The sequence below is a fragment of the Kribbella sp. NPDC023855 genome, from assembly GCF_040639475.1.
Lineage (GTDB): Bacteria > Actinomycetota > Actinomycetes > Propionibacteriales > Kribbellaceae > Kribbella.
On the sequence record NZ_JBFAAA010000013.1, the window covers coordinates 91,895 to 118,784 of the forward strand.

26 protein-coding genes are annotated in these 26,890 nt (G+C 67.9%); 10 read left to right on the top strand and 16 right to left on the bottom strand.

From position 1 onward, the window contains the following. Window positions 1-165: 165 nt before the first annotated feature. Window positions 166-1,257: a LuxR C-terminal-related transcriptional regulator gene (locus AB0F51_RS33150; protein WP_360286199.1), complete on the bottom strand. Its 1,092-nt coding sequence runs from the start codon at window positions 1,255-1,257 to the stop codon at window positions 166-168. Window positions 1,258-1,297: 40 nt separating this feature from the next. Next, a complete protein-coding gene (locus AB0F51_RS33155) occupies window positions 1,298-3,223 on the bottom strand; it encodes a hypothetical protein (RefSeq protein WP_360286201.1) in 1,926 nt (641 codons plus the stop codon). Window positions 3,224-3,307: 84 nt separating this feature from the next. Between AB0F51_RS33155 and AB0F51_RS33160 the strand changes: the two genes are divergently transcribed. Then, on the top strand, window positions 3,308-3,796 hold the full coding sequence (locus AB0F51_RS33160; protein WP_360286204.1) for a pyridoxamine 5'-phosphate oxidase family protein: 489 nt from the start codon (window positions 3,308-3,310) through the stop codon (window positions 3,794-3,796). Window positions 3,797-3,831: 35 nt separating this feature from the next. Here the strand turns inward: AB0F51_RS33160 and AB0F51_RS33165 are convergent, their stop codons facing one another. Together AB0F51_RS33165 and AB0F51_RS33170 are read right to left on the bottom strand one after the other, a co-directional pair. Further along, window positions 3,832-5,811, bottom strand: a complete 1,980-nt coding sequence (locus AB0F51_RS33165; protein ID WP_360286207.1) for a protein meaA — start codon at window positions 5,809-5,811, stop codon at window positions 3,832-3,834. A 64-nt stretch (window positions 5,812-5,875) separates the two neighbouring features. Next, complete coding sequence (locus AB0F51_RS33170; RefSeq protein ID WP_360286210.1) at window positions 5,876-6,481, bottom strand: TetR/AcrR family transcriptional regulator; 606 nt, start codon at window positions 6,479-6,481, stop codon at window positions 5,876-5,878. A gap of 89 nt (window positions 6,482-6,570) precedes the next feature. Between AB0F51_RS33170 and AB0F51_RS33175 the strand changes: the two genes are divergently transcribed. Further along, window positions 6,571-7,068 carry an SRPBCC family protein gene (locus AB0F51_RS33175; RefSeq protein ID WP_360286212.1) on the top strand — a complete coding sequence of 166 codons (498 nt, stop codon included), beginning with the start codon at window positions 6,571-6,573 and terminating at the stop codon, window positions 7,066-7,068. Here the strand turns inward: AB0F51_RS33175 and AB0F51_RS33180 are convergent, their stop codons facing one another. Beyond that, window positions 7,069-7,977 (bottom strand): DUF4232 domain-containing protein, encoded by a 909-nt coding sequence (locus AB0F51_RS33180; RefSeq protein ID WP_360286215.1) that lies wholly within the window; start codon window positions 7,975-7,977, stop codon window positions 7,069-7,071. A 70-nt stretch (window positions 7,978-8,047) separates the two neighbouring features. Between AB0F51_RS33180 and AB0F51_RS33185 the strand changes: the two genes are divergently transcribed. Beyond that, on the top strand, window positions 8,048-8,839 hold the full coding sequence (locus AB0F51_RS33185; protein WP_360286218.1) for a hypothetical protein: 792 nt from the start codon (window positions 8,048-8,050) through the stop codon (window positions 8,837-8,839). A gap of 23 nt (window positions 8,840-8,862) precedes the next feature. Here AB0F51_RS33185 and AB0F51_RS33190 read toward each other — a convergent pair whose 3' ends face one another. After that, entirely contained in the window at window positions 8,863-9,195 is a 333-nt protein-coding gene (locus AB0F51_RS33190; protein WP_360286220.1) for an STAS domain-containing protein, read from the bottom strand. Between the two features lie 132 nt (window positions 9,196-9,327). Here AB0F51_RS33190 and AB0F51_RS33195 point away from each other — a divergent pair, with 132 nt between their 5' ends. Together AB0F51_RS33195 and AB0F51_RS33200 are read left to right on the top strand one after the other, a co-directional pair. Further along, on the top strand, window positions 9,328-9,651 hold the full coding sequence (locus tag AB0F51_RS33195; protein ID WP_360286223.1) for a hypothetical protein: 324 nt from the start codon (window positions 9,328-9,330) through the stop codon (window positions 9,649-9,651). Window positions 9,652-9,873: 222 nt separating this feature from the next. Continuing rightward, window positions 9,874-10,035, top strand: a complete 162-nt coding sequence (locus tag AB0F51_RS33200) for a hypothetical protein (protein WP_360286225.1) — start codon at window positions 9,874-9,876, stop codon at window positions 10,033-10,035. A 96-nt stretch (window positions 10,036-10,131) separates the two neighbouring features. Here AB0F51_RS33200 and AB0F51_RS33205 read toward each other — a convergent pair whose 3' ends face one another. Then, window positions 10,132-10,320 (bottom strand): hypothetical protein, encoded by a 189-nt coding sequence (locus AB0F51_RS33205; RefSeq protein ID WP_360286227.1) that lies wholly within the window; start codon window positions 10,318-10,320, stop codon window positions 10,132-10,134. 120 nt (window positions 10,321-10,440) lie between these two features. Between AB0F51_RS33205 and AB0F51_RS33210 the strand changes: the two genes are divergently transcribed. The 3 genes from AB0F51_RS33210 to AB0F51_RS33220 all read left to right on the top strand — a co-directional run bounded on the left by AB0F51_RS33210 (window position 10,441) and on the right by AB0F51_RS33220 (window position 13,882). Next, the gene (locus AB0F51_RS33210) at window positions 10,441-10,626 is read left to right on the top strand and encodes a hypothetical protein (RefSeq protein ID WP_360286229.1); all 186 of its coding nucleotides are present in this window, start codon (window positions 10,441-10,443) and stop codon (window positions 10,624-10,626) included. Then, window positions 10,623-11,264, top strand: a complete 642-nt coding sequence (locus AB0F51_RS33215) for an ATP-grasp domain-containing protein (RefSeq protein WP_360286231.1) — start codon at window positions 10,623-10,625, stop codon at window positions 11,262-11,264. Before AB0F51_RS33210 ends, AB0F51_RS33215 begins: the two co-directional genes overlap by 4 nt. A 116-nt stretch (window positions 11,265-11,380) precedes the next feature. After that, window positions 11,381-13,882, top strand: a complete 2,502-nt coding sequence (locus tag AB0F51_RS33220; protein WP_360286234.1) for a DUF3516 domain-containing protein — start codon at window positions 11,381-11,383, stop codon at window positions 13,880-13,882. 3 nt (window positions 13,883-13,885) lie between these two features. Here AB0F51_RS33220 and AB0F51_RS33225 read toward each other — a convergent pair whose 3' ends face one another. From AB0F51_RS33225 to murA, 3 genes are read right to left on the bottom strand one after another with little or no spacing between them, the layout of a single operon-like run. Next, window positions 13,886-15,025, bottom strand: a complete 1,140-nt coding sequence (locus tag AB0F51_RS33225; protein WP_360286237.1) for a hypothetical protein — start codon at window positions 15,023-15,025, stop codon at window positions 13,886-13,888. Window positions 15,026-15,053: 28 nt separating this feature from the next. After that, window positions 15,054-16,238 (bottom strand): enoyl-[acyl-carrier-protein] reductase FabV, encoded by a 1,185-nt coding sequence (fabV, locus tag AB0F51_RS33230; RefSeq protein WP_360286239.1) that lies wholly within the window; start codon window positions 16,236-16,238, stop codon window positions 15,054-15,056. 19 nt (window positions 16,239-16,257) lie between these two features. Beyond that, entirely contained in the window at window positions 16,258-17,544 is a 1,287-nt protein-coding gene (gene murA, locus AB0F51_RS33235; RefSeq protein ID WP_360286242.1) for a UDP-N-acetylglucosamine 1-carboxyvinyltransferase, read from the bottom strand. A gap of 50 nt (window positions 17,545-17,594) precedes the next feature. On the opposite strand from murA, the gene AB0F51_RS33240 reads away from it, so the two are divergent. Both AB0F51_RS33240 and AB0F51_RS33245 read left to right on the top strand, forming a co-directional pair. Then, window positions 17,595-18,179 carry a cob(I)yrinic acid a,c-diamide adenosyltransferase gene (locus tag AB0F51_RS33240; protein WP_360286244.1) on the top strand — a complete coding sequence of 195 codons (585 nt, stop codon included), beginning with the start codon at window positions 17,595-17,597 and terminating at the stop codon, window positions 18,177-18,179. A gap of 161 nt (window positions 18,180-18,340) precedes the next feature. After that, entirely contained in the window at window positions 18,341-20,194 is a 1,854-nt protein-coding gene (locus AB0F51_RS33245; RefSeq protein WP_360286246.1) for a sialidase family protein, read from the top strand. Here the strand turns inward: AB0F51_RS33245 and sppA are convergent. The 6 genes from sppA to atpA all read right to left on the bottom strand — a co-directional run bounded on the left by sppA (window position 20,187) and on the right by atpA (window position 26,827). After that, window positions 20,187-21,848, bottom strand: a complete 1,662-nt coding sequence (gene sppA / locus AB0F51_RS33250; protein ID WP_360286249.1) for a signal peptide peptidase SppA — start codon at window positions 21,846-21,848, stop codon at window positions 20,187-20,189. The two genes, AB0F51_RS33245 and sppA, sit on opposite strands and share 8 nt — an antisense overlap. Window positions 21,849-21,880: 32 nt before the next feature. After that, the gene (locus tag AB0F51_RS33255; RefSeq protein ID WP_360286252.1) at window positions 21,881-22,312 is read right to left on the bottom strand and encodes a DUF2550 domain-containing protein; all 432 of its coding nucleotides are present in this window, start codon (window positions 22,310-22,312) and stop codon (window positions 21,881-21,883) included. A gap of 92 nt (window positions 22,313-22,404) precedes the next feature. Further along, window positions 22,405-22,809, bottom strand: coding sequence for a F0F1 ATP synthase subunit epsilon (locus AB0F51_RS33260; RefSeq protein ID WP_360286254.1), 405 nt, complete (start codon window positions 22,807-22,809; stop codon window positions 22,405-22,407). Next, the gene (gene atpD / locus AB0F51_RS33265) at window positions 22,809-24,266 is read right to left on the bottom strand and encodes a F0F1 ATP synthase subunit beta (RefSeq protein WP_360286256.1); all 1,458 of its coding nucleotides are present in this window, start codon (window positions 24,264-24,266) and stop codon (window positions 22,809-22,811) included. The genes AB0F51_RS33260 and atpD overlap by 1 nt, the downstream gene beginning before the upstream one ends. A 5-nt stretch (window positions 24,267-24,271) precedes the next feature. Further along, window positions 24,272-25,183 (bottom strand): F0F1 ATP synthase subunit gamma, encoded by a 912-nt coding sequence (locus AB0F51_RS33270; protein WP_360286259.1) that lies wholly within the window; start codon window positions 25,181-25,183, stop codon window positions 24,272-24,274. A 6-nt stretch (window positions 25,184-25,189) separates the two neighbouring features. Beyond that, the gene (gene atpA / locus AB0F51_RS33275; RefSeq protein WP_360286262.1) at window positions 25,190-26,827 is read right to left on the bottom strand and encodes a F0F1 ATP synthase subunit alpha; all 1,638 of its coding nucleotides are present in this window, start codon (window positions 26,825-26,827) and stop codon (window positions 25,190-25,192) included. Between the last annotated feature and the right edge of the window lie 63 nt (window positions 26,828-26,890).

The following is a 26,890-nucleotide window of genomic DNA, read 5'->3' on the forward strand; positions in this document are numbered from 1 at the left end:
GCCACCAAAGCCCCGCGACCCCGCGCGGCACACGCGCGGCCACGCTCGACCGGCCACGCCGGCGGCCCCATTGATGGCCTGGGCGTCCGCCTACTCTCAGCCGAGGAGGCCGGTGACCCGGTGGGCAGTTTCAGCCGCAGGGCTTGGGTGAGGTGGTTCGCGGGGTCAGCTGAGGAGGCCGAGGCGTTGGGCGGCGGCGCCGGCGGCGAAGCGGGTGGGGGCGTCGACGAAGTCCATCAGCGTCGCTATGTGCCGGCGGACCGTCCGGACACTCAGGCCGAGATGCCGGGCGATGGCTTCGTCCTTGAGTCCATGGACCAACAGGGACAGGACTTCCCGCTCGGTCTCGCCGAGTTGCTCGGAGTTCGGTCCGGACCGTACGGCGCTTGCCGCGACGACTGGAGTCGCGGCCGACCAGAGCTGGTCGTAGTACTGGGTGAGGGCGGCGATGAGGGCCGGCGAGCGGACGAGCAGGGCTCCGCTGGTGCCGGTCGGGTCCAGGCCGACGAGGGCGAAGTGGTCGTCCACGATGAGCATCCGGGCCGGCAGGTGTTGCGCGGTACGGACCTCCATCCCGGCCTCGATCGCGGTCCGGACTGCCCGGGTACCGCGCGGATCGGCGAGGAAGTCCGGCGTACACAGCTCGCGAAACGTCATCGAGTCGCAGCAGGCGGACAGCGGAGACGGCAGCGCGGACGCGATCTGCTCCGGATCGTGCACCGCGATCGACCGGTAGGTGCACTGGGTGGTGTGGATCGAGGTCATCCAGCGTTCGGCGATCTCGTCGGGATCGGTCAGCACCTGGACCAGGACCGACGGCACCTCGCCGGGCTGCTTGTCGTGCAACTGACGCTGGTGCAGCTCGGCGGCCGCGACGTACCCCTGCTGCAACCGCTCCTGCTGCCTGGCGAGCTCGTGTTGCACCTCGGTGAGCAGCCCGGTGGTCGCGATCAGCGGGTCGATCGGCCGCAGTACCAGCGATTCCTGGTCGCGGTGGGGGTAGGCGAGCTGCCGGGTGACCAGTTCCTGGTCGATGGCCGAGTGTTCGGCGAGCGGGCGCTGACCGAGGCCGAGCAGTTCGAAGTACGCGTCGGCGACCGCAGCAGGCAGTACTTCGCGGAACAACTTCTCGTGCTCGGACAGGTTCTGCTGCTCAAGCCGGCCAAGACTCAGATTCGCAACCACGGCGTCCCCCACCACAGTCAGCCACCACTTGGTGGCACTCAGTCGTGATGCGAGGACGCTACCACTGGACATCGATTTCAGTGAGGAAGTTTCAGAGTATTGCTCATGTCGGTCAGATGATGCCCAAGCGAAGCGCGTACACCAGCGCCCAGTCCTGGTCGTTGGCGAGCGGATCGGCCACGTGGGCAGGGCGATTGTTGACCGCGCTGGGATAGACGAACGCGCAGGTCGCCGAGCCGTCGGGATGGAAGTTGACCAGGTTGGCCCGGAGGATCGCCCGGCCGGCATCCGTGAGCCGTGCCGCCTCAGCCGGTGTCACCAGTTCGCGTGGCCACGTCAGGTAGACGGCCGCGCTGAGGATCGACCAGTAGTGCGGGAAGACGTCTCCCCACAGCCGCAACAGGCCGAACCAGTAGCCGTCCCAGTGCCGGATCGGGACATGACGCAGCCGTACGTCGGGCTGGTCCGCGGCAAACGCGGTCAGCCAGGGCAGGCGGCGGGTGAGCTCGCCGGGATCGAACGAGTCGGGCGCCTCCTGGTGAGCGGCGATCAGGAGCTCGAGCAGCGGGGCGACCATCGACTGCTCGTAGTTGACCTCGTGCGGCGGCAGGTCGTCGCCGTAGTCGAGGAAGGCGCGGGCATGCCTCGCAAGGTGGTCGCGCATCCGGCCGGAGACCTCGGGCACCTTGGCCAGCTCGCGCAGGATCGGACCGAGGTCGAACGCCAGGAAGTGGTCGCCGCCCAGTTCGTAGTACCGGTCGATGATGCGGACGGCCGTCGCGACGTCGCCCTGGCCGAGGAAGAAGCGGGCGAACCACGGGAAGTTGTAGAGCCGCGTGCGACTCTCGTGCAGGCTGTCGTCGGCGACCGTCCCGTCGTCGGCGAGCAGGTACTCCGTGACGAACCGCTGGTAACCCGCCAGCGCCTCGTCCAGCTCGTCGCGATCACCCCAGCCACGATCCCGCGTTGCCTGGAGCAACAATGCGGTGCCGATCCGTTCCCGGGCGTCCGACCAGTCGCGCCAGGCGCCGGAGAGCACGCGCAGGCCGGTCTCGTTGTCGTAGGGCACGAAGGAGTAGCGACGGCTGTCGCTCAGCTCGACCGGCCGCTGGTGGTCGAGCACGAACCGCACCCGCCGCTCGACGATCTCGCGCAAAGGCTCGTGGAAGAGCACGTTGATGCGAGACGTCACCTTGCCATCGGTCGCTTCGACGTACTGCGTACCGGGTGTCTCCGAGGTCACCGTCGCCGGTCCGGTCGCGCGGTCGGCCAGCTGGATCGCGATCGACTCGCCGACCTCGGCGACGAGGGTGGTCGCGTCGATGAGCGGCTTGCGGGTGGCGTGGAAGGCCTCCAGCGTCTCGTACCACCCGAGCTGCCAGGTCCAGCGATACGAGTCGCCGGGTTGCAGGACGATCTGAGGCTGACCGCCCATCGCGTGCGGGGCGCGGGCATGGTCGGTGACGTGGAGATAGAGGTGACCGCGGATGTTGCTGCCGGTACCGGCGTCGCGGGACTCGACGGAGTACGCCCACAACTCCCCTTCCGTGAGCTGCAGCCCGAGACCCGGCCCGCTGCCGTCCATCGGCACCGCCCACGCCCACGAGTCCGCGCCGCCGGTCCAGAGATGGGCATGAACCGCTCCGTTGAGGCTCTCCCGACTGGAGCTGTAGAGATCCCGGTACGGCGTACTGACAGCGAGGGACCCGATCGCGATCGGCTCCGCCGCGGTGTTCCGTACTTCGTAGGTCTCGGTCCAGTGCTCCCCGAACCGGCGACCGACCCGCAACTCCAGCTCGCCGAGACGGTAGAGCAGATCGATACCGGTCTGCCGCCATCTGGTGAAGTCAGGAGCGTCGAAGCGATGGCTGCCGTGATCGGTGATCACGAATCCTTTGCCCCAGTAGTGCGCCGGGTCGTGCACCACGCCTTCGGTGAGCAACATGGAGTGCCCCCGGCTGGGATGCAGCACTGCCGCGACCGCCCCGTCGTCCGCCACCTCGACCTGCCCGGCCCCGACTGCAAAAGTTTCCGGCATTTCTCCAACCTAGCGATGTAGAGAAACCGGCGGCGGCCTCGTCCCCTGGGTGAGAGCACCTCTGACCCGGAAGGAATCAGCACCATGAACCAGAACGAGATCGCCGAGATCCTGGCCAAGCCGTACTCCCAGCAACTGCTGAACGGTTCGACACCGGCCCGGCTCGCCTACGACGGCCTGGACGGCGACCCGCGGGTGATCCCGATCGGGTTCTGGATGGAGGGCGACAAGCTGGTGATGGCCACCGTGCCGAAGTCGGCCAAGGTCGCCGCCCTGCGCAAGAACCGGAAGGTCGCGCTCACCATCGACACCAGCGCCTTCCCCCCGAAGGTCCTCCTGCTCCGCGGCACCACGGAGGTCGAGCTGGTCCAGGGCATCCCCGAGGGCTACCTGACCGCCGGCCGCAAGGTGATGACCGAGGACCAGTACCCCGGCTGGCTCGAAGGCGTGAAGGCCCTGTACTCCGAGATGGTCGTCCTCACCGTCACCCTCACCTGGGCCAAACTCCTCGACTTCGAAACCACCCTCCCGAAGTCCGTCGAAGACCTGATCAACGCCCAGCAGGAGAGCTAGAGGTTGTTGGCCTGCCCTCACCCACCACTGCTTTTTCAGAGGTTGTTAGCCCCACGGATGACGTCGACGACATTCGACATCATGCCCGTCAGGTCGTAGTCCTTCGGGGTGTAGACGGCAGCGACGCCCGCGTGGAGCAAGGAGCGGGCGTCCGCGTCGGGGACGATGCCGCCGACGACGAGGGGGACGTCTTCGAGGCCGGCTTCGCGCAGGCCCTTGACGACCTGGGGCACCAACTCCATGTGCGAACCGGACAGGATCGACAACCCCACGCAGTGCACGTCCTCGGCGACGGCGGCCGCGACGATCTGCTCGGGGGTCAGCCTGATCCCCTGGTAGATCACCTCGAACCCGACGTCCCGGGCCCGGACCGCGACCTGCTCCGCGCCGTTCGAGTGACCGTCCAGTCCGGGCTTGCCGACCAGGAACCGCAACCGGCCGCCCAGTTCCTCCGACGTCGCCGCGACCTTCTCCCGCACGGCCGCGATCGCCTCGCCACCACCGGAGACACCCACCGAACCGGACACCCCGGTCGGTGCGCGGTACTCGCCGAACACCTCCCGCAGTACGCCGGCCCACTCCCCCGTCGTCGCGCCCGCCCGGACGCACTTCAGGGTCGCGTGCATCAGGTTCTCGGTGCCCTTCGCGGCCTCGCGCAAAGTGGACAGCGCGTCCTCGACCGCCTTCGCATCCCGCGAGGCGCGCCATTCCTGCAACGACTTCAACGCCGCGGCCTCGGCCTGCGGATCCGCGGTCTGGATCGCCGTGTCGAGATCAGCGGTCAGCGGTGACGGATCGGTGTTCTCGAACTTGTTCACCCCGACAACGATCTGCTCGCCCGACTCGATCCGCTGCCTGCGCTCGGCATGCGAGGCGACCAGCGCCTGCTTGAGATAGCCGCTCTCCACCGCGACGACGGCGCCGCCCATCGCCTGCACCCGGTCGATCTCCTCCTGCGCGCCGGCGACCAACTCGTTCACCTTCGCCTCGATCACGTGCGAGCCGTCGAAGATGTCCTCGTACTCCAGCAGGTCCGACTCGTAAGCGAGCACCTGCTGCATCCGCAACGACCACTGCTGATCCCACGGCCGCGGCAACCCGAGCGCCTCGTTCCAGGCGGGCAACTGGACTGCCCGGGCTCGCGCGTTCTTGGACAGGGTGACTCCGAGCATCTCGAGCACGATGCGCTGCACGTTGTTCTCGGGCTGCGCTTCGGTCAGGCCGAGCGAGTTCACCTGTACGCCGTACCGCAGGCGGCGCGCCTTGGCGTCGGTCACGCCGTACCGGTTGACGCAGATCTCGTCCCACAGGCGCACGAACGCGCGCATCTTGCAGGTCTCCTCGATGAACCGCACGCCGGCATTCACGAAGAACGAGATGCGCTGCACGACATCACCGAACCGGTCCGCCGGCACCTGACCGCCGTCGCGCACGCGGTCCAGTACGGCGATCGCCGTCGACAGCGCGAACGCCAACTCCTGCACGGGAGTCGCGCCGGCTTCCTGCAGGTGGTAGCTGCAGATGTTGATCGGGTTCCACTTGGGGACGTTCGAGATCGTGTAGGCGATCAGGTCCGTGCTGAGCCGCAGCGACGCGTCCGGCGGGAAGGCGTAGGTGCCGCGGGACAGGTATTCCTTGACGATGTCGTTCTGCGTCGTACCGGTCAGCTCGTCCGGCAGCGCGCCCTGCTCCTGCGCGGCGACCTGGTAGAGCGCGAGCAACCACATCGCGGTCGCGTTGATCGTCATCGACGTGTTCATCTGCGCGAGCGGGATCTGGTCGAACAGCGCCCGGACGTCACCCAGATGAGCCACCGGTACGCCGACCTTGCCGACCTCACCCTTCGCCAGCGGGTGATCGGCGTCGTACCCGGTCTGCGTGGGCAGGTCGAAGGCGACCGACAACCCGGTCTGCCCCTTGGCCAGGTTGCGCCGGAAGAGCGCATTCGACTCCGCCGCCGACGAGTGGCCGGCATACGTCCGCATCACCCAGGGGCGGTCCTTCTGCGTCGTCATGTACCCGAGAGTAGGACTGTGTGCCCTTGTGAGTCCCCTTCTCGTGACTGGTGTCACCAGCGGCTTAGATCACAACGAACACGCCCGCCCGGGCAGCAGCCAGTACTGCGGCTGCCGCACGGTCGGCGTCCTTGTCGTTCACCGGCTCGGCGGTCACCAGGACCCGATGGAAGAGCGGCGCGGCGAGGTATTTCATCAACTCGATCGAGTCGGTGCCCGGCGGCAAGCGGCCGTCGGCGACTGCGCGTTCCACGATCGGGATGACCTTGGTCAGGCGGCCGGCCCAGAACGTTCGCAGTACCTGAGCCACCTCGGGCGAAGACTGGGCTCCGGAGACGAGCGTTCGGACAGCGGCTGAGCCCACCGTGCTCGTCAGTACTGCCCGCACACCGCGGGCGAGCGTCTGCAGATCGAGCGCCAGATCGCCGGTGTCGGGAACTTCGATCTGTACTTCGGCCGTCGCCTCCAACGCCTCGGCGACCAGCCGTTCCTTGGTGCGCCAGCGACGGTAGACGGTCGTCTTGTGGACGCCGGCCCGGAGCGCGACGGACTCGATGGTCGTCTGGTCGTACCCGCGCTCGGCGAGCTCGGCCAGGGTCGCCTCGACCACGGCTGCCCGGTTCTGTGCGGTGCGGCCGCCCGGACGCGCCGTACCGGGTGGTTGGCTCACTTGACCTCCAACGTCATTGCGTCCGTCGGCCGGGGCTGGCATGATCCAGCGTAATTGCAACAAACAGTTGCATTAACCAAGGATCGCTGATGACCAACTCGCTTTTCTATACCGGACCGTCGATCGCCGTGCTGCACGAGGAGTACGCGAAGAAGAGCCGGATCGACGACCGAGCCGCGATCCAGGGCCGCCGCGAGATCACCGTCGCGGCCCCGATCGAGCGGGTCTGGGAGAAGCTGAGCGACGTCGCGAGCTGGGACACCAACCTCGAGCCCGGCGTGAAGGACATCCAGCTGGACGACGGCGTCACCGTCGACGGCCGGTTCACCCGGGTCAAGGGCGGCGCCAAGATGAAGGCGCGCTTCGCCGTTGTCGAGGCGCCGCGCGAGATCGCCTGGACCGGCGCGGCCTTCGGCGCCAAGGTCGTGCACCGCTTCACCCTGGAAGCCACCGACGACAACACCACCCGGGTCGTCGTCGAGGAATCCATGGCCGGCCCGCTCTTCGGCCTCCTCTTCAACAACAAGAAGCTCGACGCCGTCCTGACCGAGTCCCTCACCACCCTGAAGCAGGCCTCCGAGGCCTGACTAGCGCGTCATTTGCTTCTTCCAGGGGCCGACGCCGAGCTTGCCGGTGGTGCCGAGGTCGAATTCGGGGGTCAGCATGACCGGGGCGGCGCCGGGTCTGGCCCACACCCGGACGTAGGGGCTGTTGACGTTGACGCCGGCGTCGACTGTGTTCCGCCAGACCAGCTCGGAATAGGCGCGCTCGCCGGGTTTCAGGACCACGGGCCGAGCCACCCACCCGGAGGCCGAGCTGCTGATGGTGCCGGCGTCGTGGAGGATCTTCACGCCGCGGATCGGCAGGTGGCTCTCGTCGAGGAGCTGAAGCTGCGGGTGGCCGTTGAGCCGGGTGGGCCGCTTGCCGCAGTTCTCCAGGTCGATGCTCAGGAAGCGAAGCCCCATGGCAGCGTCTGTCACACCGAGGTACACACGGATCCCCGAAGGCGGGCAGGGCCCTCCGTGCGAAGGCGCTTCGACGACGGGGACGCTCCTCACCTTCTGGACCTTTGCCTGGATCTCGTCTCCAGCGCGGGGAAGGTCGCCCACGGTGACGGTGCGCCTGACGGTCCGGCCGGGTTCGAGCGCCGGCACTATGTCCTTCGGAGACATCAACGCCTCGCCGCGACTCAGAATGTCGAAGGTGATCGTGTAGAGGGCCGGCACCTTGCCGACGTTGGTCAGCTCGAAGTCGAAGCAGTGCGGCGCGCCGCGACTCACGCGGATGATCTTGACCTCAGCGGGAGAAGCTCCAGGCGACGGGGACGTACTGGGCACACCCGTCGTACCGGAGGTCGCCCCGCAGGCGGGCTCAGTGGGAACGCCCTGCGCCTGAGACTGCCCGTCGCCGCTGCCTGCAACCTGCGATCCGCACCCCGCGAGCAGCAGAACAACACTCACCAGGACGGCCGGGAACGTGCGAGACAGGCTGCGCATCCAGCCGAGTCAACCAGAACCAAGGGGCAGCGCCGCTGTGGAGAGGCTGAAATGAGCTACGGTCGAGCGGATGGAGCGACTGTCCGAGATCACCTTCCGGCTGCCCGCATCGCCGGAATCATCCGCCTTTCTCGACGAGTTGCGTGGCCTGCTCGCCGAGGTGACGTACGCCGAGTCCGGGGCGGGTGACCGCCTGACTCTCACCCCGCCGCTGCCCGCCGGCGCGCGGCCGGTGACGACGTTCGAGCTGGCTGACGTACCCGCACCCGAGATCGCCTTCGACACCGGTCGATCGATCGCCGTCTGGAGCGAAGGAACCGACCGACCAGCGCCGTTGATCGACCTGGCCGAGCTGGCTCGTCGGCTTCGCGGCCATGTGCAGCGGGTCGATCACACCGGTGTGAATCTGCCCGCCCGCGTGACATCGCCCGAGCAGTGGGGGGAACTCGTGACAGCAATCGCCGCCACCGCCACGATGTACCGGTATCCCACCGGCGAGCCGTGGCCGTTCGTTCTCCCGTCGTCGGCTGACGAACTTCGCGACGGCATCCACGACTTCGTGGTCGGCCGGGAGCCGCGCTTCGAACTGGTCCACGACGAGTGGCTGACGCGCACCCAGTGGCAGTTCGCGCTCTGGACCGACCTGACGCGAGCAGAGCTCGAGAGCATGTTCCCCGAACCCGAAGGCATCACCTTCCCCGGGCTCGACGAGATCTTCCGCGTCGTCGAGATCCGTCACCCGTGGCCGGGCCTGGGCATCCGTTTCGACCTCTGCTACCGCAGCGAGGACAGCCCGAACGACTGGGAGACCGGCGGATGGCTGATCACCGAAGGCGGCCGCATCAGCGGACAGGCCCGCTGAGCGGCCGCGGCCAAGGCGTCGTACTAGGCCGATATCGGTAGTGGGGTTCTTTCGACGTTCAGGATGCGGTGGAGCCGGGTGACCGCGAGGATGCGGATCACCGACGGGAGCGGATGGCGGAGGACCAACTGCCGGCCGAGGAGCTGGGTGCGGCGGTGGGTTGCCACCAGCAGGCCCAGGCCGGTCGCGTCCAAAGCGTCGAGTGCCTCAAGGTCGACGATGACGTCGCCTTCGGAGTTGTCGATCAGGTGGTTGATCTCTTGGCGGACGTCGCCGACCGAGCGGACGTCCAGCAGTCCGGCCAGGCGGACAACGTTTTCCTTGTCGCGTACTGCGTTGTGGGTCGGTGCGAGCATGTCCGTGCCCTCCGCTCTTCCGGCGGCCCCCGAGTATCGGCCGCGCTTGCAGCGTGTGTTGGTAAAGACTCCCTGGCGACACGGAAGGTTGCCAAGACCTCGCGACCTTTCATTTCGCGAGACAATGTGTCCGTGTTCGCGGAGCACTACTTTCTCTTCCCGCTGGTGGCCATCGCGCTGACCGGCGGCATGGTGCTGCTCACCCGCTGGGCGTTCTCCAAGGCCAAAGGCGGGTCGCTGGTGCGCCGTACTGACTACACGCCGGCCGAGAAGGACACTTTCGGACTGCTGGTCGACGTGAGCACGCTGCGCACGTACAACGAGGCCCGGGTGAAGGTGTCGATGCTGAAGGATCTCGGCATCAAGGCGACCGCCGCCCGGACGAAGGACGGCTGGTCGGTCTACGTCTGGCCCGCCGACGAAGCGGCCGCCCGCGGCTTCCTCGACGCCTCCTGAGCCTGCGCGACAGGCCTCTCCCCCGGGGCAATCGCCAACTTTCCCGCTCCCTGTACTCCGGAGCGCGCCGCCGCGCGTCATCGTCCCGGACACGTCAATGGGGTCGAGAAGGGTTCTGGGGACATCGGACAAGAACAGTGTGAGCCGGGCGGCGAACGCCCGGCCGGCACCCTAACCCGGATCAGCCTGGACTGGGACAAGACGGCCAGGCCGGGCAGCCGGATGACGATGCTCGGCGACGGCCGCCTCAGCTACATCGTCGACCCGTCGACCGGCCGGCTGCTGAGCTCGGAACAGGACGGCCTCAAGTCCGGCGCCAGCGTCGTCCTCGAATCCGGCTGGACCGACGAAAACCCCCAACCCCCCTCGCGCACCATCCGCTAATACTTCCTCCCCCCGGTGCCGGTACCGGGTTCGTGGCGTCGCGCGCGACCGTGATCGATGCCAAAGGCAACAACGTCGAGCAGACAGTCCGTCGTACTACCTGCCGGGCAGCACATCCTGTCCATCGGCACACCGGAGGGCCTCGTTGGTGATCTGCAATCCGGGGAAGCGGCGGCGCATGGCGGCCTCGTAGCGGTCGGCGTGGGCCGGCTGGCCGATGTAGTCGGCGATCTGGTGCTGACCGAACCACAACCGGACCCGGCGACGGGACGACGATGTTGTCACGCCGGTGAAGCTACAAGGCCCAGTGATCGGCTGTGTTTCCGCCGGTTACAGCAGGAAGTCATTGGCCTGGCGCGCGGAAATAGCGAGCGGATCCCTGTCGTGGCAGGGACAATTCACTGCATGCTGCTGGTACCGGGGGACCCGCTCGATCCGCGTCGGGTGGATCCGCATTTCGCTGCACAAGCCACTGCGGCGCGCGACCGCGGGGTTGCCGTCGCCAGGATCGACCACGACGCGCTGAGCCGGCCCGATGAGGCTGTTGCCGGAGTCCCGGCAGGTGATGACGCCGTTACCGCGGCTGGATGATGTCCGCGAACGAGTACGAGGGGTTCGCCAAGGCGCTCGACGCCCGGCGGGTGACGCTTCGGACCAGCCCCGAGGAGTACAAAGCGGCGCATGAGCTACCGGGTTGGTACGAGGCGTTGAAGCCGTTGACGCCGGAGTCTGCTTGGACTCAAGGGCCGGATCTGGCCGGGTTGGACGCGGTCTGCGAGCAGCTCGGCAGCGGGCCCGCAGTACTGCGTGATCATGTGAAATCCATGAAGCACTACTGGGACGAGGCGGCCTACATCCCCGACGTCGCCGATCGGGAGACGGTCCAGCGGGTCGCGAGGCGATTCCTCGAACTGCGGGATGACGCGTTCACGGGTGGGTTCGTCCTGCGCCGGTTCGAGGAGTTCACCGGCGCCGAGGCGCGGACCTGGTGGATCGGCGGCAGCTGCGCCCTGGTCACTCCCCACCCCGACACCCCTGACCAACTTCCCGATGGCCTCGACCTGGTCGAGGTGGAACCACTCGTCACCGACCTGGGCCTCCCCTTCGTCACCGTCGACCTGGTACGCCGTACCGACGGCGCCTGGCGCATCGTCGAACTCGGCGACGGCCAGGTGAGCGACTGGCCGACGTCCCGAGACCCGTCCGACCTGGTCACCGCCCTCTTCTGACCAGCCCGGACCCACCCGCCACCACTCCGCTGCCTCGCAGCTCTCGCCTTTCCCGCCGAACCGCGGCCGGAGACTGCGGTTCGGCGGGTGTGAGTCCATGCGGGACAATGGAACTGATGACGCTGACCGAGAAGCTGCCGGAAACGACCGATCCTGACGCCCTGTACGACGCCTTCGCCACCTGGGTGGGTGCGCAAGGCATCTCGCTGTATCCGGCGCAGGAGGAAGCGCTGATCGAGGTGATGACCGGATCGAACGTGATCCTGTCCACCCCGACCGGCTCCGGCAAGAGTCTGGTCGCCACCGGCTCGCACTTCGCCGCGCTGGCCAACGGCAAGCGCACCTTCTACACCGCGCCGATCAAGGCGCTGGTCTCGGAGAAGTTCTTCGCGCTGTGCGACATCTTCGGCGCCGACAAGGTCGGCATGCTGACCGGCGACGCCTCGGTCAACGCCGGCGCGCCGATCATCTGCTGCACCGCCGAGGTGCTGGCCAACGTCGCGCTCCGCGAGGGCGCGACGGCCGACGTCGGCCAGGTGGTGATGGACGAGTTCCACTTCTACTCCGAGCCGGACCGCGGCTGGGCCTGGCAGGTCCCGCTGCTCGAACTCCCCCACGCCCAGTTCATCCTGATGTCGGCGACCCTGGGCGACGTCGAGCGGTTCAAGATCGACCTGTCCCGGCGGACCGGCAAGCCGACCGCGATCGTGGCGTCGGGTGAGCGTCCGGTGCCGCTGGTCTACAAGTACGTCACCTCGCCGCTGCACGAAACGCTCGCCGAGCTCCTCGTCACTCATCAGTCCCCGGTCTACGTCGTGCACTTCACCCAGGCATCCGCCCTGGAGCGGGCCCAGGCGCTGACCAGCATCAACGTCTGCACGAAGGAAGAAAAGGACAAGATCAAGGAGCTGATCGGGCACTTCCGGTTCAGCCCGGGCTTCGGCAGGACGCTGCAGCGGCTGATCATGCACGGGATCGGTGTCCACCACGCCGGCATGCTTCCGAAGTACCGGCGCTTGGTCGAGCAGCTCGCGCAGGCGGGGTTGCTGAAGGTCATCTGCGGCACCGACACCCTCGGCGTCGGGATCAACGTACCGATCCGCACCGTCGTACTGACCGCTCTGAGCAAGTACGACGGACGCCGGCAGCGCATCCTCAAGGCGCGCGAGTTCCACCAGATCGCGGGCCGGGCCGGCCGCGCCGGGTACGACACCTCCGGCACGGTCGTCGTCGAGGCGCCCGACCACGTGATCGAGAACGTGAAGGCACTGGCCAAGGCCGGTGACGACCCGAAGAAGCAGCGCCGGGTGCAGAAGAAGAAGCCGCCGGAGGGGTTCGTCACCTGGGGCGAGGACACCTTCGACCGGCTGGTCGCGGCCGATCCCGAACCGCTGCAGTCGCGGATGCGGGTCAGCCACGCGATGCTGCTGAACGTGATCGCCCGCGACGGCGACGCGTTCGCGAGCATGCGGCACCTGCTGCAGGACAACCACGAGGACTCCAAGGCGCAGCTGCGGTTGATCCGCCGCGCGATCCAGATCTACCGCACGCTGCTTACCGCGGGGGTCGTCGAGCGGCTGGACGAGCCCGACGAGTTCGGCCGGACGCTGCGGCTCACGGTGGATCTGCAGAAGGACTTCAGCCTGAACCAGCCGCTGTCCACCTTCGCGCTGGCCGCGCTCGACCTGCTCGACCCCGAGGATCCGACGTACGCGCTGGACGTGGTGTCGGTGGTCGAGGCGACGCTGGAGGACCCGCGGGCGATCCTGATGGCGCAGCTGCACCACGCCAAGGGCGAGGCGGTCAGTGGGATGAAGGCGGACGGGATCGAGTACGACGAGCGGATGGAGCTGCTCGAGGAGATCAGCTGGCCGAAACCGCTCGAGGAGTTGCTCGAGGCAACTTTCGAGATGTACCGGCAGACCCACCCGTGGATCGCCGAGGCCGGGCTGTCGCCGAAGTCGGTGGTCCGGGACATGTTCGAGCGGGCGATGACGTTCGGCGAGTTCATCCAGTACTACGGCCTGGCGCGCTCCGAGGGCATCGTCCTGCGCTACCTCAGCGACGCGTACAAGGCGCTGCGGCAGACCGTCCCGCCGCACAAGACCAACGAGGACCTCACCGACCTGATCGAGTGGCTCGGCGAGGTCGTCCGGCAGACCGACTCCAGCCTGCTCGACGAGTGGGAGGAGCTGACCAACCCGAGCGACGAGGTGGTCGCCGCACCGGTCCCGGCCGGTCCGCGCCGGATCACCTTGAACAGCAGGGCTTTCCGGGTGCTGGTCCGCAACGCGATGTTCCGCCGGGTCGAGCTGGTCTCACTGCACCGCTGGGCCGAGCTCGGCCAGCTGGACGCCGAGTCCGGCTGGGACGCAGGCCGCTGGGCAGAAGCCGGTACTGCGTACTACGCCGAGCACAGCACCCTCGGCACCGGCCCTGCCGCCCGCGGCCCGGCCCTCTTCATGGTCGAGGAGCACCCCGGCTACTGGGAGGTCCAGCAGATCATCGACGACCCAGAAGGCAACCACGACTGGCGCATCACCGCCACCATCGACCTAGCCGCCTCCGACGAAGCAGGCGACCTAGTACTCGAAATGGTGTCGTTCAAGCCGCTGTAGTCGTCAGGGCCGGCCGGTCCGGGAACCGAAGGCGTCGAACGTCAGCTTGCGCTGGACCTCGGTCGTCACCTGAGTGAGGCGACGTGTCGTGTCCGTCGGCTGCGGGTCGCCGGTGGGCCGAAGCTGGACCTGCAGGACGACGGTCATCCACTGTGCCCACGCGGTGGCCGGGCCGCCGTCCTTCGCAGCCGGGCAGATGAAGCCGGTGCCGGGGTGGATGCTCATCTGGCTCATGTCGAGCTCGACCGCGGTCGGGCAGGTCTGCCGCTGCTTGGCGACCTCGGCTTGCGCTTCTTGCCACCTCGTGGTGCGAGAGCCCCGGAACGTCAGGCGCTCTTCGCCCTGGCCAAGGTAGCGACAGGCCAGCACATTGCTGGTGGACAGCTGCTTGTTGGTCGAATCGTCGAGAGTGGACCGGGGGTCGGTTCCGAGCGCCGCGCTCACCTGCTCGGTGTTGAGCAGCCCGCAAGCGTCCGGACCCGAAGTCCCGGGGGTGGTGTCGACCTTGATCGACTGTCGATCGAAGATCTTGGCGAGTTCGGACGCCGCCGGTGGCTGCGCCGATTCCCTGATGATGGAGGCGGTCACCACGTAATCGCCGACCAGGCGATAGGCCCGAACACCCGAGGTCGCCTTGACCCCATCCCCCACCTTCGGGGTCAGCGGAGCCGTGCCGTCCTGGACCCACCAGCGGGTCCAGCTGAAGGACACCTTGGTGCGGTCACTGCCCGGGTTGAGCCGCACCCGCCACCGTTCGACGCCCGAACTGCCGGCGCCTTCCGTACAGGTCGGGTCGGTGGCCTTCTTGGCGACCGCCGAGATCGCCGAGTCGCGGACATCGAGTTTCTCCCAGGCACCCACCACGACACGGCTGCCGCCACGGGTGAACGCGGCGAAGTCGCTGGGCTCGACCCCTGCCTTGATCCCGTCGCTCTCCGGGCCGCACAGCGTCGGCGAGGCGTAGTCGTCCTGCTGGACGGCCACCGCACTCGCACCGTCCCCGACCTCGTCGGCCCCCAAGAGCAACCGGTTCGGCGCCACCGCTTTGGCCTGGTCGTGGTCGTCGCACCCGGTGAGCGCAGCCATCACCAGCGCTGCCGCCACCACGATCGCGCCGCCGCGCTTGAGCCCCCAGGAAGTCACAGCCGCCAAATCTAGCTCTCTTGCAGGTCTACGACTTCGAGGGCCAGTCGACGTCCACCTCTGCGGGCGACTCGTAGTCGACACCGGCTACGTCGAAGCCGTAGAGGCGGCGGACCTCTTCGTAGAACCAGACGGTGTCGGCGACGTCTGCGATGTTCTCTTGGGTTGCAGCGTCCCACTGGGCCCGTACTGCGGCCTGTACGTCGTCTGCCAGTTCCCAGCGGTCCAGGCGGATGCGGCCGTCCCCGTCGAGGTCCAGGGGCTTCTCACCGGTCAGCTGGTCCCACAAGGCGATGGACTGCTGCATTGGCGTCTGCATGTCAGCGCCGAGCACCTTGTGGAGCAGGCTGACGTACAGGCCGATGCCAGGGATTGCGGATGACGCCTGCGTGACCGCGGCGCCGTTGACCGACGTACGGGCCTCTACGCCGTCGCGCTCGGACAGGGTGCGTGCAGTGGCTTCCAGGTGGGCCTTGGCGGCACCGATCGAGCCCTGCCTGTAGATCGGCCCGGTGAGCTCGGAGCCGATGTAGGTCAGCGCGACCGTGCTGAAGCCGTCCTTGACCAGCTTGCGCTCCTCCAGGGCGTCCACCCAGCGGGACCAGTCCTCGCCACCCATCACCTGGACCGTGTCGGCCACCTCTTCGTCAGTGGCGACCTCGATGCCCACCTCCTGCAGGACCGGCTCGCCTGCGTCGTACGCGAGGCTCTTGGTCTGGGCAGGCTGCCCGATGGCCTTGATGGCCGACTGGTACGTCGTGTCGGTGCGCGGGTCAACGCGACGCGGTGCGGCGACGCTGTAGATCAGGTAGTCGACTCCCCCGAACTTCTCCTGCAACAGGTCGAGCACTTCGCTCTTGGTCGTGTCGGCGAAGGCGTCGGCGTTGAGGAAGGTGAAGTCGCTGCCGACGCTCTCGGCGTACGCGGCAGTGGCTGCGGTGCGATACCAGCCGGCGGACGCGGTACGGCGTACTGTCGCGCCCTTCTCGAAGGAGACGCCGATCCCGTCGATGCCGTAGCGCGCCAGTCCGGCGACGGTCGCGGCCAGGCCGTAGCCCGAACTGGACCCGATCACCAGCGCAACCGGGCGCTGCTCGGGTGTGCGCGGCTCGACCTGCTCGGTCAGCCCTCTGACGAGCTGCTCGCACCCCACCGGGTGCGAGTCGAGAAACAGGAACCCACGGCCGACGGGCTTGATCACGCGCTCAGTCATGCGCCTGACCTTAGGCCATCTAGTTCCAGTACAGCTCGGCGTCGTCCGGCTCGACGGTCACATCCGCGCCCAGCCGACGCAGGTTGCCGGCGAAGTCGGTGTAGCCGCGGTGCACGTGGTGGGCGGCGGAGACGAGCGTCTCGCCCTCCGCGGCCAGGGCGGCGATCACCAGCGCGGCACCCGCGCGGATGTCGCTGGCGACCACCGGAGCGCCGGACAGCCGCGGCACGCCCCGGACGACGGCGTGGTGGCCATCGGTCTGGATGTGCGCGCCGAGCCGGGTGAGCTCCTGGGCGAAGGTGAACCGGCCCTCGAACAGGTTCTCGGTGACCATCGCGGCGCCGTCGCTGACCGCGTTCATCGCGATCACGAACGCCTGCAGGTCGGTCGCGAACCCCGGGTAGGGCAGGGTGACCACGTCGACCGGCTTCGGGCGGTCGTCCATCCGGACCCGGAAGCCCGGGTTCAGCAGGGTGATCTCGGCGCCGGCCTTGTGCAGCTTGTCCAGCGGGAGTTCGAGATGCTCGGCGTGACCGTTCGAGATCGTCACGTCACCCTTGGTGATGGCGGCGGCGAACGCCCAGCTACCGGACACGATCCGGTCCGGCACGGTGACGTGCTCGACCGGCTTCAGCAGCCCGTCCACCCCGGTCACCTCGATCCGCGGCGTCCCGGCGCCGTCGATCTGCGCACCCATCGCGACCAGCATCGCGGCGATGTCCTGGATCTCCGGCTCGCGGGCGGCGTTCTCGATCACCGTGCTGCCCTTGGCCAGCACGGCCGCCATCATGATCGTCTCGGTCGCGCCGACGCTCGGGAAGTCCAGCCAGACCTCGGCGCCGTGCAGCCCCTGCGGCGCCTCGGCGATCACGAAACCGTGCTCGATGTGGACCTTCGCCCCCATCGCCTCCAGGCCGGCGACGTGCATGTTGAGGCCGCGTGAGCCGATGTTGTCGCCACCCGGCAGCGCCACCTCGGCGCGGCCACAGCGGCCGAGCAGCGGCCCGAGCACCGAGATCGACGCCCGCAGCTTGCGCACCAGCTCGTAGTCACACTGGTGACCGATCTCGGCCGGGACCGCGATCGTCGCGCTCGCCGTGTCCGCGTCCACCTTCACCGAGCAGCCCAGGGTGTCCAGCAACTGGGCCATGAAGGTGACGTCGAGAATGCTGGGCACCTGCCGCAGCGTCGTCGTACCCTCTGCCAGCAGTGCCGCCGCCATCAGCTTCAGCACGCTGTTCTTCGCGCCCGCCACCTCGACAGTGCCCTCGAGCCGTGCCTCACCTGCGATTCGAAACCGTTCCACCTGCTGACTGTATCGGCTGGGCATTCCAGCTTTGCGTAGAGTGCCGTGACATGGCTGTGAACTTGACGCGGATCTATACCCGGACGGGCGACGCCGGCGAGACCCGCCTGGGCGACATGAGCAAGGCTTCCAAGACGGATGCGCGGGTGGCGGCGTACGGGGACGTCGACGAAGCGAACTCCGCGATCGGCGTCGCGATCGCGGCCGGGCACCTGAACAGCTCCCTGGTGCTGCTGCTGACCAGGATCCAGAACGACCTGTTCGACGTCGGCGCGGACCTGTGCAACCCGATCACCCCGGACCCGGAGTACCCGCCGCTGCGGATCACCCAGGACTACATCGACCGGCTCGAGGGCTGGTGCGACGAGTACAACAACCGGCTGACCAAGCTGCGCTCGTTCATCCTCCCGGGCGGTACTCCGGGTGCGGCGTACCTGAACGTCGCCCGCACGGTCACCCGCCGAGCCGAACGCACCGCCTGGACCGCCGTCGAGACGCACGGCCCAACGGTGAACCTGCTCGCCATCACCTACCTGAACCGCCTGTCCGACCTACTCTTCATCCTCGGCCGAGTAGCCAACCTCTCCTCCGGCGGCGACGTCCTCTGGGTCCCAGGCGGCGACCGCGACAAGTAGCGGCATCCCCGCGCCGGCTCGGGCGAGCTGGCGAGTTGTTGACAGGCGAGGGTGCCGGACGTCTCCTGTGAGAAGAGCTGTACGTGGCTGTCGCTGCCGTCCAGTGCATCGGGCGGTCGCACCGTGTCGAACTGCTCGGGGGCTTGGCTCAAGGGGAAGTCGTGAAGCGTTTTGTGGTGGCCGGAGTACTCTGCGCCGGCCTGATGGCGCCGCTACTGTCCGTACCCGCGGGCGCGGCGCCGGGAGACGTAGCGGTCAGTGACCGCACCTATGTGCGGTACGACGGCGGCACCGACCCGGTGCTGGCCGCCTGCTCGACCAACAACAGGCAGCAGAACGAACCGGCCGCGAGCGTGGCACCGCACAATCCGGCGCTGATGAGCTCGGGATCCAACGACTACTGCACAGTCCCGACGACCGGCGGTACCTGGGCAGGCTTCTACTACTCGGGTAACGGCGGCACCTCGTGGACCAACAGCCTGCTACCTGGCTATCCCGGGGACACCTCACCAGCCGGTACTGCGTCGCCGCTGCACCGGATCGGCGTCAGCAACGCCGGGGACCCGGTACAGGCCTGGGACAACGACGGACACCTGTACTACGCCGGCATCGGCTTCAACCGCGAAAGGCCGGCACTCGGCTCGATCTGGGTCGCCCGTTACGGGTGGCCAGGTGGCGCCGCCCCGTCGTACCAGTTCACCACCCTGGTCGAGCGGGGAACACCGAGCCCGATCTTCCAAGGCCTGTTCCACGACAAGATCCAGCTCGAGGTGGACCGCGGCGCGGACAGCCCGTACGCCGGCAACGTCTACGTGTGCTGGGCTCGCTTCACCGCCAGCGGCCCGAACAACGGCGTGTTCCTGGCCCGCTCGAGCGACGGCGGCCGGACCTTCCGCAGCCAGAAGGTGTCGGAGTCGGTGCACGGCAGCCAGTTCTGCGACATCGCGGTCACCCGGGACGGTGACGTCTACGTCGCGTGGCGGCAGTTCGAGTTCAAGCCGAACCAGGGGCAACTGCAGGGCAACGCCGTCGCGTGGGTGAAGTCGGTCAACGGCGGCCGGTCGTTCACCAAGCCGGCTGTGGCGACTGGCTTCATCGGCTGGGACCCAGGCGACCAGACGGTCTCGGCTCCGGCCTACGGCCAAGCGAAGTACAACGCCTGTCTCGTGGGGGACGGCACACTGGGCGCCTGCGCGAGTCCGGAGCCGCGGGCGTTCGCACGCGACTGTGGGGACGGGCCGCTGGCCTGCCAGTCCGGTTACGTGTTCCACCGAGTGAACTCGCAGGTGCGGATCACCGCCGATCCGACCACCTTCGGTGATCCGGACGAGGTGTTCGTGGTCTACGACGGGTCCGTGTCTGGCAGCCAGACGTCCACCGGTACGACGTACGGCACGATCAGCCCGGGCACCGGCAGCCAGGCATCGATCTACTTCCTGCGCACGAGCACGGGAGGTGCGACTTGGTCCACGCCGACGCGGATCGACTCGCAGGCGCGCGGCCACCAGTACTTCCCGGACATCGTGGCCGAGGCCGGGCGGTTGCACGCCGTCTGGCAGGACAGCCGGTTCGACGCCGCGGTGGGTCCGGGCGGGCGCGACTTCCGCAGCGTCCCGGTCGGGAACCGCGCCGTACCGGCGAATCCCCCGGGTGCGGTCTCGGCTGGTCCCGGACTTGCGGCGTTCTACGCCGTGTCGACGAACGACGGGGCAAGCTGGGCGAGCGGTGAGGTGACCACGGCTCGCACGATGCCGCAGTACGAGCAGTTCGGGGATCGCGATGTGCCGTTCTTCGGTGACTACAACTACATCGCCGCGTCGGGAACGACCGCGTTCATGACCTGGACGGACCACCGCGATGTTGTCCCGGGCACCGATCCGCGCTACCCGATCGACGGCGTGGATGGCTTCGACGTCCTGCAGTGCCGGGTCGCCGGCCCCGACGGCACCTTCGGACCGGACACCTGCCCGAACAGCGGAGGCCTCGACCAGAACATCTACGGCGCCGTCAGGTGAGGCGCCACGTCATCGGCATGGTCAGTACGCCGGTGGGCGGCAAACCCAGGGCGGTGTAGACGGCCGACGTCAGGCCGTCGGTGAGCGAGACCGTCTTGGCTTGGGCGGCGAGGTCCTCGGTGGATTCCGGGGGCCTCAGCCGGTCGAGGAAGTGGCGGTGGGGGGCTGCGGTGAGGGCGATGTGGTCGCGGTCGAGGCCGGCGCGGTTGCAGGCGACCTGCAGGGCGTGTTCGAAGCCGCCTAGTTCGTCGACCAGTTTGCGTTGCTGGGCGTCGGCTCCGGTCCAGACGCGGCCGCGGGCCAGGGCTTCCAGGTCGGCCACTGGGAGGCCGCGATCCTGTGCCGCCTTGGCGACGAAGTCGTCGTAGATACGGTCGAGGGTTTCTTCAAGGCGCTCCCATTGCTCGGGGGAGAACTCCTCCTGTGCGGAGTACATCCGGGCGTTCTGCCCCTGCGACACAGCCTCCTGCGAGATCCCGATCCGGCCAAGAGCATCCCGTACTACGCCCTTGCCGGAGAGAACGCCGATGGAGCCGGTGATCGTGCCTGGCTGAGCCACGATGACGTCGGCCGGCATTGCCACGAAGTACCCGCCTGAGGCTGCGACACTGCCCATTGAGGCGATCACTGGTCGGCCGGTGGCTCGCAGGCGCAGTACCTCGTGCCGGATGGCGTCAGAGGCGACATACGAGCCGCCGGGGCTGTCGATGCGCAGTACGACGGCTTTGACCTTGTCGTCGTCGGCCACAGCGCGCAGGGCGGCACCAATGGTGTCGGAGCCAGAGCTGGGGCCGCCCAGAGGGCCACCACCCGAGTTGCGGCCGACATTGATGCCTCCACTGATGCGGATGACCGCCACTACCGGCTTCTGCGGCCACGGGAGGCTCTCCCTGAGGTCCTTGAGGTTGCGGGGGCCGCGGCGGACGTAGCGCTCAGCCAGTAAGGGCGTGGTCTCCCCCAGCCGCTTCTCCAGCTCGTCGTACACATCCGAGCGGTAGCCGAGCTGGTCAACCAGGCCGGCGTCAACACCTGCCTGAGCGGGCAGCGGCGCACTGTCGATGAGCTCCCGCACCTTGGCGAGCTCCAACCGGCGCCGTACGGCGATGCCCTCGACGATCTGCTCGTACGCCGATTCGGCCAGCCGCGACGCCATCTCGCGGGCCGGCCCGGTCATCTCCTTCTCGGTGAAGGTGTCCACGGCGGTCTTGTACTCACGCCGCTTGCCGAACTGCGGGATGACACCGGCCTTGTCCAACGCGCCCCGGACGAAGGTCGCCTGCACGGATACTCCGGTGATCCCGAGATCCCCGGACGGCTGGACCCAGATCTCGTCGAAGGCGGTCGCCAGGTAGTACGGCACGGTCCCACCACCGACCTCACCGAACGACTCGGTCCAGGCGACAGCACCCTTCCCGGACGCCCGGAAGTCGGCAACGGCCTCCCGCAGATCCTGCACCTGAGCCAGCGACAACCCCGGCCCACCCAGATGCGCCACCAGACCGACGACCTGGTCGTCCTCCGCGCCCTTCCGCAACGCCCGCACCAACTCACGCATGGTCGGCAGATGCCGAGCCCGAAACGCGGCCAGCGGCGACGACGGCGGAGTCTCCAAAACCCCACGCGTCAAATCCAGCTCCAGCAAAATACCCGTCATACCCCGACCCTAGACAGGCCGGTCAACCCGCCTTACAGGTATGTCTGGGTGCTGGGGGGTGCTGATTCCATCCAGGCGAGGACGCCGGTGAGGGCTTCTTCGGTCATCGCGAAGTGGACGGTGCGGTCGCGGAGCTCGGCGTCGACGATGACGTGGCCGGCGTAGGTGACCAGGGGCTCGTTGCCCATCGGGCGGCGGGTGGTGACGCCTTCGAGCTGGCGGCGGTTGACGGTCAGCTTCGGCCACCAGGCCAGGCTGAAGACGCGGAACCACTGCAGGTCGTCACCGACGTAGCGGGCCAGACCGAGGGCCCAGCCACGGCCGTGGTCGCGCTCCGCGAGTTGCAGGCTGCAATCGAACGTGCCGCCGTCCCTGGAGATCCAGCGACGACGGCACGCGAAAGCGACGATCAGTAGTACGGCAGCAAGGCAACAGACCCCGACCAACTCGAGGACTGTGCTCATAAGTTGCCAACCTCATTCCTGGCGCCCTCGCTGAGGTGGCGCCATCCCCGAACCGTACCGACTGCGACCTTTTTCAATTATGGCAGGTGGGTTCAGGACGCCTGCTCGGCGGCCCTCACCCTGGCTTCGGCGAGCCGCACGTGCTCCTGCTCGTCCGCACTGTCCGTACCGGTGGCCTGGGCCTGCTCGAGCGCCCGCTTGGCCTCTTCCAGATCGATGTCGTGCCCCATCTCGGCGTTCTCGGCCAGGATCGAGACCCGGTCGTTCGCCACCGAGATGAAGCCGTCCGGCGCGGCCGCGACGAAGTACTCGTCGTCGACGGTCCGCACCTGGACGGTGCCACCCTGCAACAGACCCAGCAACGGCGCGTGTCCGGGCAGGATGCCGACGTCGCCGTCGGTGGTGCGGGCGATGACGATCTTCGCCTGCCCTTCCCAGACCGTCCGCTCGGCCGCGACCAGCGCGACGTCGAGGTGCTTGCCAGAGTCTTCGGCCATCAGTTTTCCTTCTGCAGCTCAGCCCACTTGCGCTCGACGTCGTCGAGGCTGCCGGTGTTGAAGAACGCCTGCTCGGCGATGTGGTCGCACTCGCCCTCGGTGATCTTCTTGAACGACTCGATGGTGTCCTTCAGCGGCACCGTCGAGCCCGGGATGTTGGTGAACTTCTCCGCCATGTAGGTGTTCTGCGACAGGAACTGCTCGATCCGGCGCGCCCGGGCGACGACGATCTTGTCCTCTTCGGACAGCTCGTCGACACCGAGGATGGCGATGATGTCCTGCAGTTCCTTGTTCTTCTGCAGGATCTGCTTCACCCGCACGGCCACGTCGTAGTGCTCCTGGCCGATGTACTGCGGGTCGAGGATCCGCGACGTGGAGGTCAGCGGGTCGACGGCCGGGTACAGACCACGCGACGCGATGGTCCGCGACAGCTCGGTGGTCGCGTCCAGGTGCGCGAACGTGGTGGCCGGCGCCGGGTCGGTGTAGTCGTCGGCCGGCACGTAGATCGCCTGCATCGAGGTGATCGAGTGACCCCGGGTCGAAGTGATCCGCTCCTGCAGAACGCCCATCTCGTCGGCCAGGTTCGGCTGGTAACCCACCGCGGACGGCATCCGGCCGAGCAGCGTGGAGACCTCGGAACCGGCCTGGGTGAACCGGAAGATGTTGTCGATGAAGAGCAGCACGTCCTGCTCCTTCACGTCGCGGAAGTACTCCGCCATCGTGAGGGCCGACAGCGCGACGCGAAGACGCGTGCCCGGCGGCTCGTCCATCTGGCCGAAGACGAGCGCGGTGTCCTTGAACACGCCTGCGTCTTCCATCTCGTGGATCAGGTCGTTGCCCTCACGGGTCCGCTCACCGACGCCGGCGAACACCGAGGTGCCACCGAAGTTGTGCGCGATCCGGTAGATCATCTCCTGGATCATCACGGTCTTGCCGACACCCGCACCGCCGAACAGGCCGATCTTGCCGCCCTGCACGTACGGCGTGAGCAGGTCCAGCACCTTGATGCCGGTCTCCAGCATCTCGGTCTTCGACTCGAGCTGGTCGAAGGCCGGCGCCTTGCGGTGGATCGGCCAGCGCTCGGCGATCTCGAACTCCGACTCGTCCTGGTTCAGGCACTTGCCGGTGACGGACCAGACCCGGCCCTTGGTGACGTCACCGACCGGCACGGAGATGGCCGATCCGGTGTCGCGCACCTCGGTACCGCGGACCAGGCCGTCGGTGGGCTTCATCGAGATGGCCCGGACGATGTTGTCGCCGACGTGCAGCGCCACCTCGAGGGTGATCGTCTGGGTGGTCTCGCCCAGGGTGATGTCCACCTCGAGCGCGTTGTACATCTCGGGCATCGAGTCCGCGGGGAACTCGACATCGACGACCGGGCCAATCACCCGGGCGACGCGACCTACGGAGCCGGTGGCCCCGCCGTCGCCGTTCTTCTCGGTAACCGTGGCAGTCATCTCTCTCACTCGCTCCCGGCGTTGGCATCGGCCAGCGCACTGGCGCCACCGACGATCTCGCTGATTTCTTGGGTAATTTGCGCCTGACGCGCCTGGTTGAACTCACGCGTCAGCGATTCGATCAGTTCCTGCGCGTTGTCGGTCGCCGACTTCATCGCGCGCTGCCGGCTGGCCAGCTCGGAGGCCGCCGCCTGCAGCATGCAGTAGTGGATCCGGCTGGCGACGTACTTCGGCAGCAGTCCGTCGAGCACGTCCTCGGCGGACGGCTCGAACTCGTACAGCGGCAGTACGTCGTCCGCGGCCGGGGCCTCCTCGCCCTCGACGACCTCCAGCGGCAGCAGCCGGATGACGTCCGGGCGCTGCGTGAGCATCGACACGAACCGGGTGAAGACGATGTGGATCTCGTCCACGCCGCCTTCCTCGGTCGGGGTCAGGAAGGCCTCGATCAGGGCGTCGGCGATCTCCCGCGCCCGGGCGAACGACGGCGCGTCGGAGTCACCGCTCCACGACTGCGCGACCTCGCGCTGCCGGAAGGTGTAGTAGGCGATCCCCTTGCGGCCGCTCAGGAACGGCACGATCTCCTTCTCCTCCTCGCGGAGCAGCTGGTTCAGCCGCTCGCCTTCGCGAATCACGGAGGAGGAGTACGCACCGGCCTGACCACGGTCCGAGGTGATCAGCAGGACCGCGGCACGCCGGGGGTTCGGCTTCTCGGTGGTCAGCGGGTGGTCGACGTTCGAGAACGTCGCCACCGCCGACACGGCACGGGTGAGCTCACGCGCGTACGGACCGGCCGCCTGGGCGCGCTGCTGCGCCTTGACGATCCGGGACGCCGCGATGAGCTCCATCGCGCGGGTCAGCTTCTTGATCGTCGAGACCGAGGCCCGACGCTCACGAAGCTCCCGCAGACTGGCTGGCATGGTCGATCAGCCCCGCTTCTGCCGGACGATCTGCTCCTGCTCGACATCGCCCTCGTCCATCGCCTCGGACTCCTCCTTGCCGGCCAGCAGCTGGCCGTCGGAGGTCTGGAAGGTCGGCTTGAACGCGTCGAGCGCCGACGACACCGCCTGAGCCGTGTCGTCGCTGAACAGGTTCGACTCGCGGATCGCCTCCAGCACCTTGCCCTCACGGCGCAGGTAGTCGAGGAACTCGCGCTCGAACCGGAGCACGTCGTTGACCGGCACGTCGTCGAACTTGCCGTTGGTACCGGACCAGACCGAGACGATCTGCTCCTCGACCGGGTACGGCGAGTACTGCGGCTGACGGAGCAGCTCGACCAGACGCTGACCACGGTCCAGCTGACGGCGCGAGGTCGCGTCGAGGTCGGAGGCGAACATCGCGAACGCCTCCATCGCGCGGAACTGCGCGAGGTCCAGCTTCAGCGAACCGGAGACGTTCTTCATGCCCTTGACCTGCGCGGCGCCACCGACCCGGGACACCGAGACACCGACGTCGATCGCGGGGCGGATGTTGGCGTTGAACAGGTCCGACTGCAGGAAGATCTGGCCGTCGGTGATCGAGATGACGTTGGTCGGGATGAAGGCCGAGACGTCGTTGGCCTTGGTCTCGATCATCGGCAGACCGGTCATCGAGCCGCCGCCGAGCTCGTCGCTCAGCTTGGCGCAGCGCTCGAGCAGCCGGCTGTGCAGGTAGAAGACGTCACCCGGGTAGGCCTCGCGGCCCGGCGGGCGGCGCAGCAGCAGCGACATCGAGCGGTAGGCCTCGGCCTGCTTGGTCAGGTCGTCGAACACGATCAGGACGTGCTTGCCCTGGTACATCCAGTGCTGGCCGATCGCCGAGCCGGTGTACGGCGCGACGTACTTGAAGCCGGCCGGGTCGGACGCCGGGGAGGCGACGATGGTGGTGTACGCCATCGCGCCGGCCTCTTCGAGCGCACCGCGCACGGAGGCGATCGTCGAGCCCTTCTGGCCGATCGCGACGTAGATGCAGCGAACCTGCTTCTTCGGGTCGCCGGAGTCCCAGTTGGCCTTCTGGTTGATGATCGTGTCGACCGCGATCGCCGTCTTGCCGGTCTTGCGGTCACCGATGATCAGCTGACGCTGGCCACGGCCGATCGGGATCATCGCGTCGATCGCCTTGATGCCGGTCTGCAGCGGCTCGCGGACCTCCTGGCGGTCCATCACGCCGGCCGCCTGGAGCTCGAGCGCACGGGTGCCCTCGAGGTCCTTGATCTCACCGAGGCCGTCGATCGGCTTGCCCATCGGGTCGACGACGCGACCCAGGTAGCCCTCACCGACCGGCACGGACAGGACCTGGCCGGTCCGGCGGACCTGCTGGCCTTCCTCGATGCCACTGAACTCACCGAGGACGGCGACACCGATGTCGCGGACGTCGAGGTTCAGGGCGATGCCCTGGGTACCGTCCTCGAACTCGAGCAGCTCGTTCGTCATCGCCGAGGGCAGGCCCTCGACGTGCGCGATGCCGTCGCCTGCGTCGACAACGGTGCCGACCTCTTCGCGGGTCGCCGTGTCCGGTTCGAAGTTGGAGACGAACTGATCCAGGGCGTCCCGGATTTCCTCCGGCCTGATCGTGAGCTCCGCCATTATCTTCCGTCCCTGCTTCCTTGACCTAGCTGGCCTGGTCTGTTGGCTCTAGAGGTTTGCTGA

Coding starts and splice junctions, on each gene's coding strand:
- AB0F51_RS33150 (WP_360286199.1), bottom strand. CDS start 1,257: ATGTCCAGTGGTAGCGTCCTCGCATCACGACTGAGTGCCACCAAGTGG.
- AB0F51_RS33155 (WP_360286201.1), bottom strand. CDS start 3,223: ATGCCGGAAACTTTTGCAGTCGGGGCCGGGCAGGTCGAGGTGGCGGAC.
- AB0F51_RS33160 (WP_360286204.1), top strand. CDS start 3,308: ATGAACCAGAACGAGATCGCCGAGATCCTGGCCAAGCCGTACTCCCAG.
- AB0F51_RS33165 (WP_360286207.1), bottom strand. CDS start 5,811: ATGACGACGCAGAAGGACCGCCCCTGGGTGATGCGGACGTATGCCGGC.
- AB0F51_RS33175 (WP_360286212.1), top strand. CDS start 6,571: ATGACCAACTCGCTTTTCTATACCGGACCGTCGATCGCCGTGCTGCAC.
- AB0F51_RS33180 (WP_360286215.1), bottom strand. CDS start 7,977: ATGCGCAGCCTGTCTCGCACGTTCCCGGCCGTCCTGGTGAGTGTTGTT.
- AB0F51_RS33185 (WP_360286218.1), top strand. CDS start 8,048: ATGGAGCGACTGTCCGAGATCACCTTCCGGCTGCCCGCATCGCCGGAA.
- AB0F51_RS33190 (WP_360286220.1), bottom strand. CDS start 9,195: ATGCTCGCACCGACCCACAACGCAGTACGCGACAAGGAAAACGTTGTC.
- AB0F51_RS33200 (WP_360286225.1), top strand. CDS start 9,874: ATGACGATGCTCGGCGACGGCCGCCTCAGCTACATCGTCGACCCGTCG.
- AB0F51_RS33210 (WP_360286229.1), top strand. CDS start 10,441: ATGCTGCTGGTACCGGGGGACCCGCTCGATCCGCGTCGGGTGGATCCG.
- AB0F51_RS33215 (WP_360286231.1), top strand. CDS start 10,623: ATGATGTCCGCGAACGAGTACGAGGGGTTCGCCAAGGCGCTCGACGCC.
- AB0F51_RS33220 (WP_360286234.1), top strand. CDS start 11,381: ATGACGCTGACCGAGAAGCTGCCGGAAACGACCGATCCTGACGCCCTG.
- fabV (WP_360286239.1), bottom strand. CDS start 16,238: ATGACTGAGCGCGTGATCAAGCCCGTCGGCCGTGGGTTCCTGTTTCTC.
- AB0F51_RS33240 (WP_360286244.1), top strand. CDS start 17,595: ATGGCTGTGAACTTGACGCGGATCTATACCCGGACGGGCGACGCCGGC.
- sppA (WP_360286249.1), bottom strand. CDS start 21,848: ATGACGGGTATTTTGCTGGAGCTGGATTTGACGCGTGGGGTTTTGGAG.
- AB0F51_RS33255 (WP_360286252.1), bottom strand. CDS start 22,312: ATGAGCACAGTCCTCGAGTTGGTCGGGGTCTGTTGCCTTGCTGCCGTA.
- AB0F51_RS33260 (WP_360286254.1), bottom strand. CDS start 22,809: ATGGCCGAAGACTCTGGCAAGCACCTCGACGTCGCGCTGGTCGCGGCC.
- atpD (WP_360286256.1), bottom strand. CDS start 24,266: ATGACTGCCACGGTTACCGAGAAGAACGGCGACGGCGGGGCCACCGGC.
- AB0F51_RS33270 (WP_360286259.1), bottom strand. CDS start 25,183: ATGCCAGCCAGTCTGCGGGAGCTTCGTGAGCGTCGGGCCTCGGTCTCG.
- atpA (WP_360286262.1), bottom strand. CDS start 26,827: ATGGCGGAGCTCACGATCAGGCCGGAGGAAATCCGGGACGCCCTGGAT.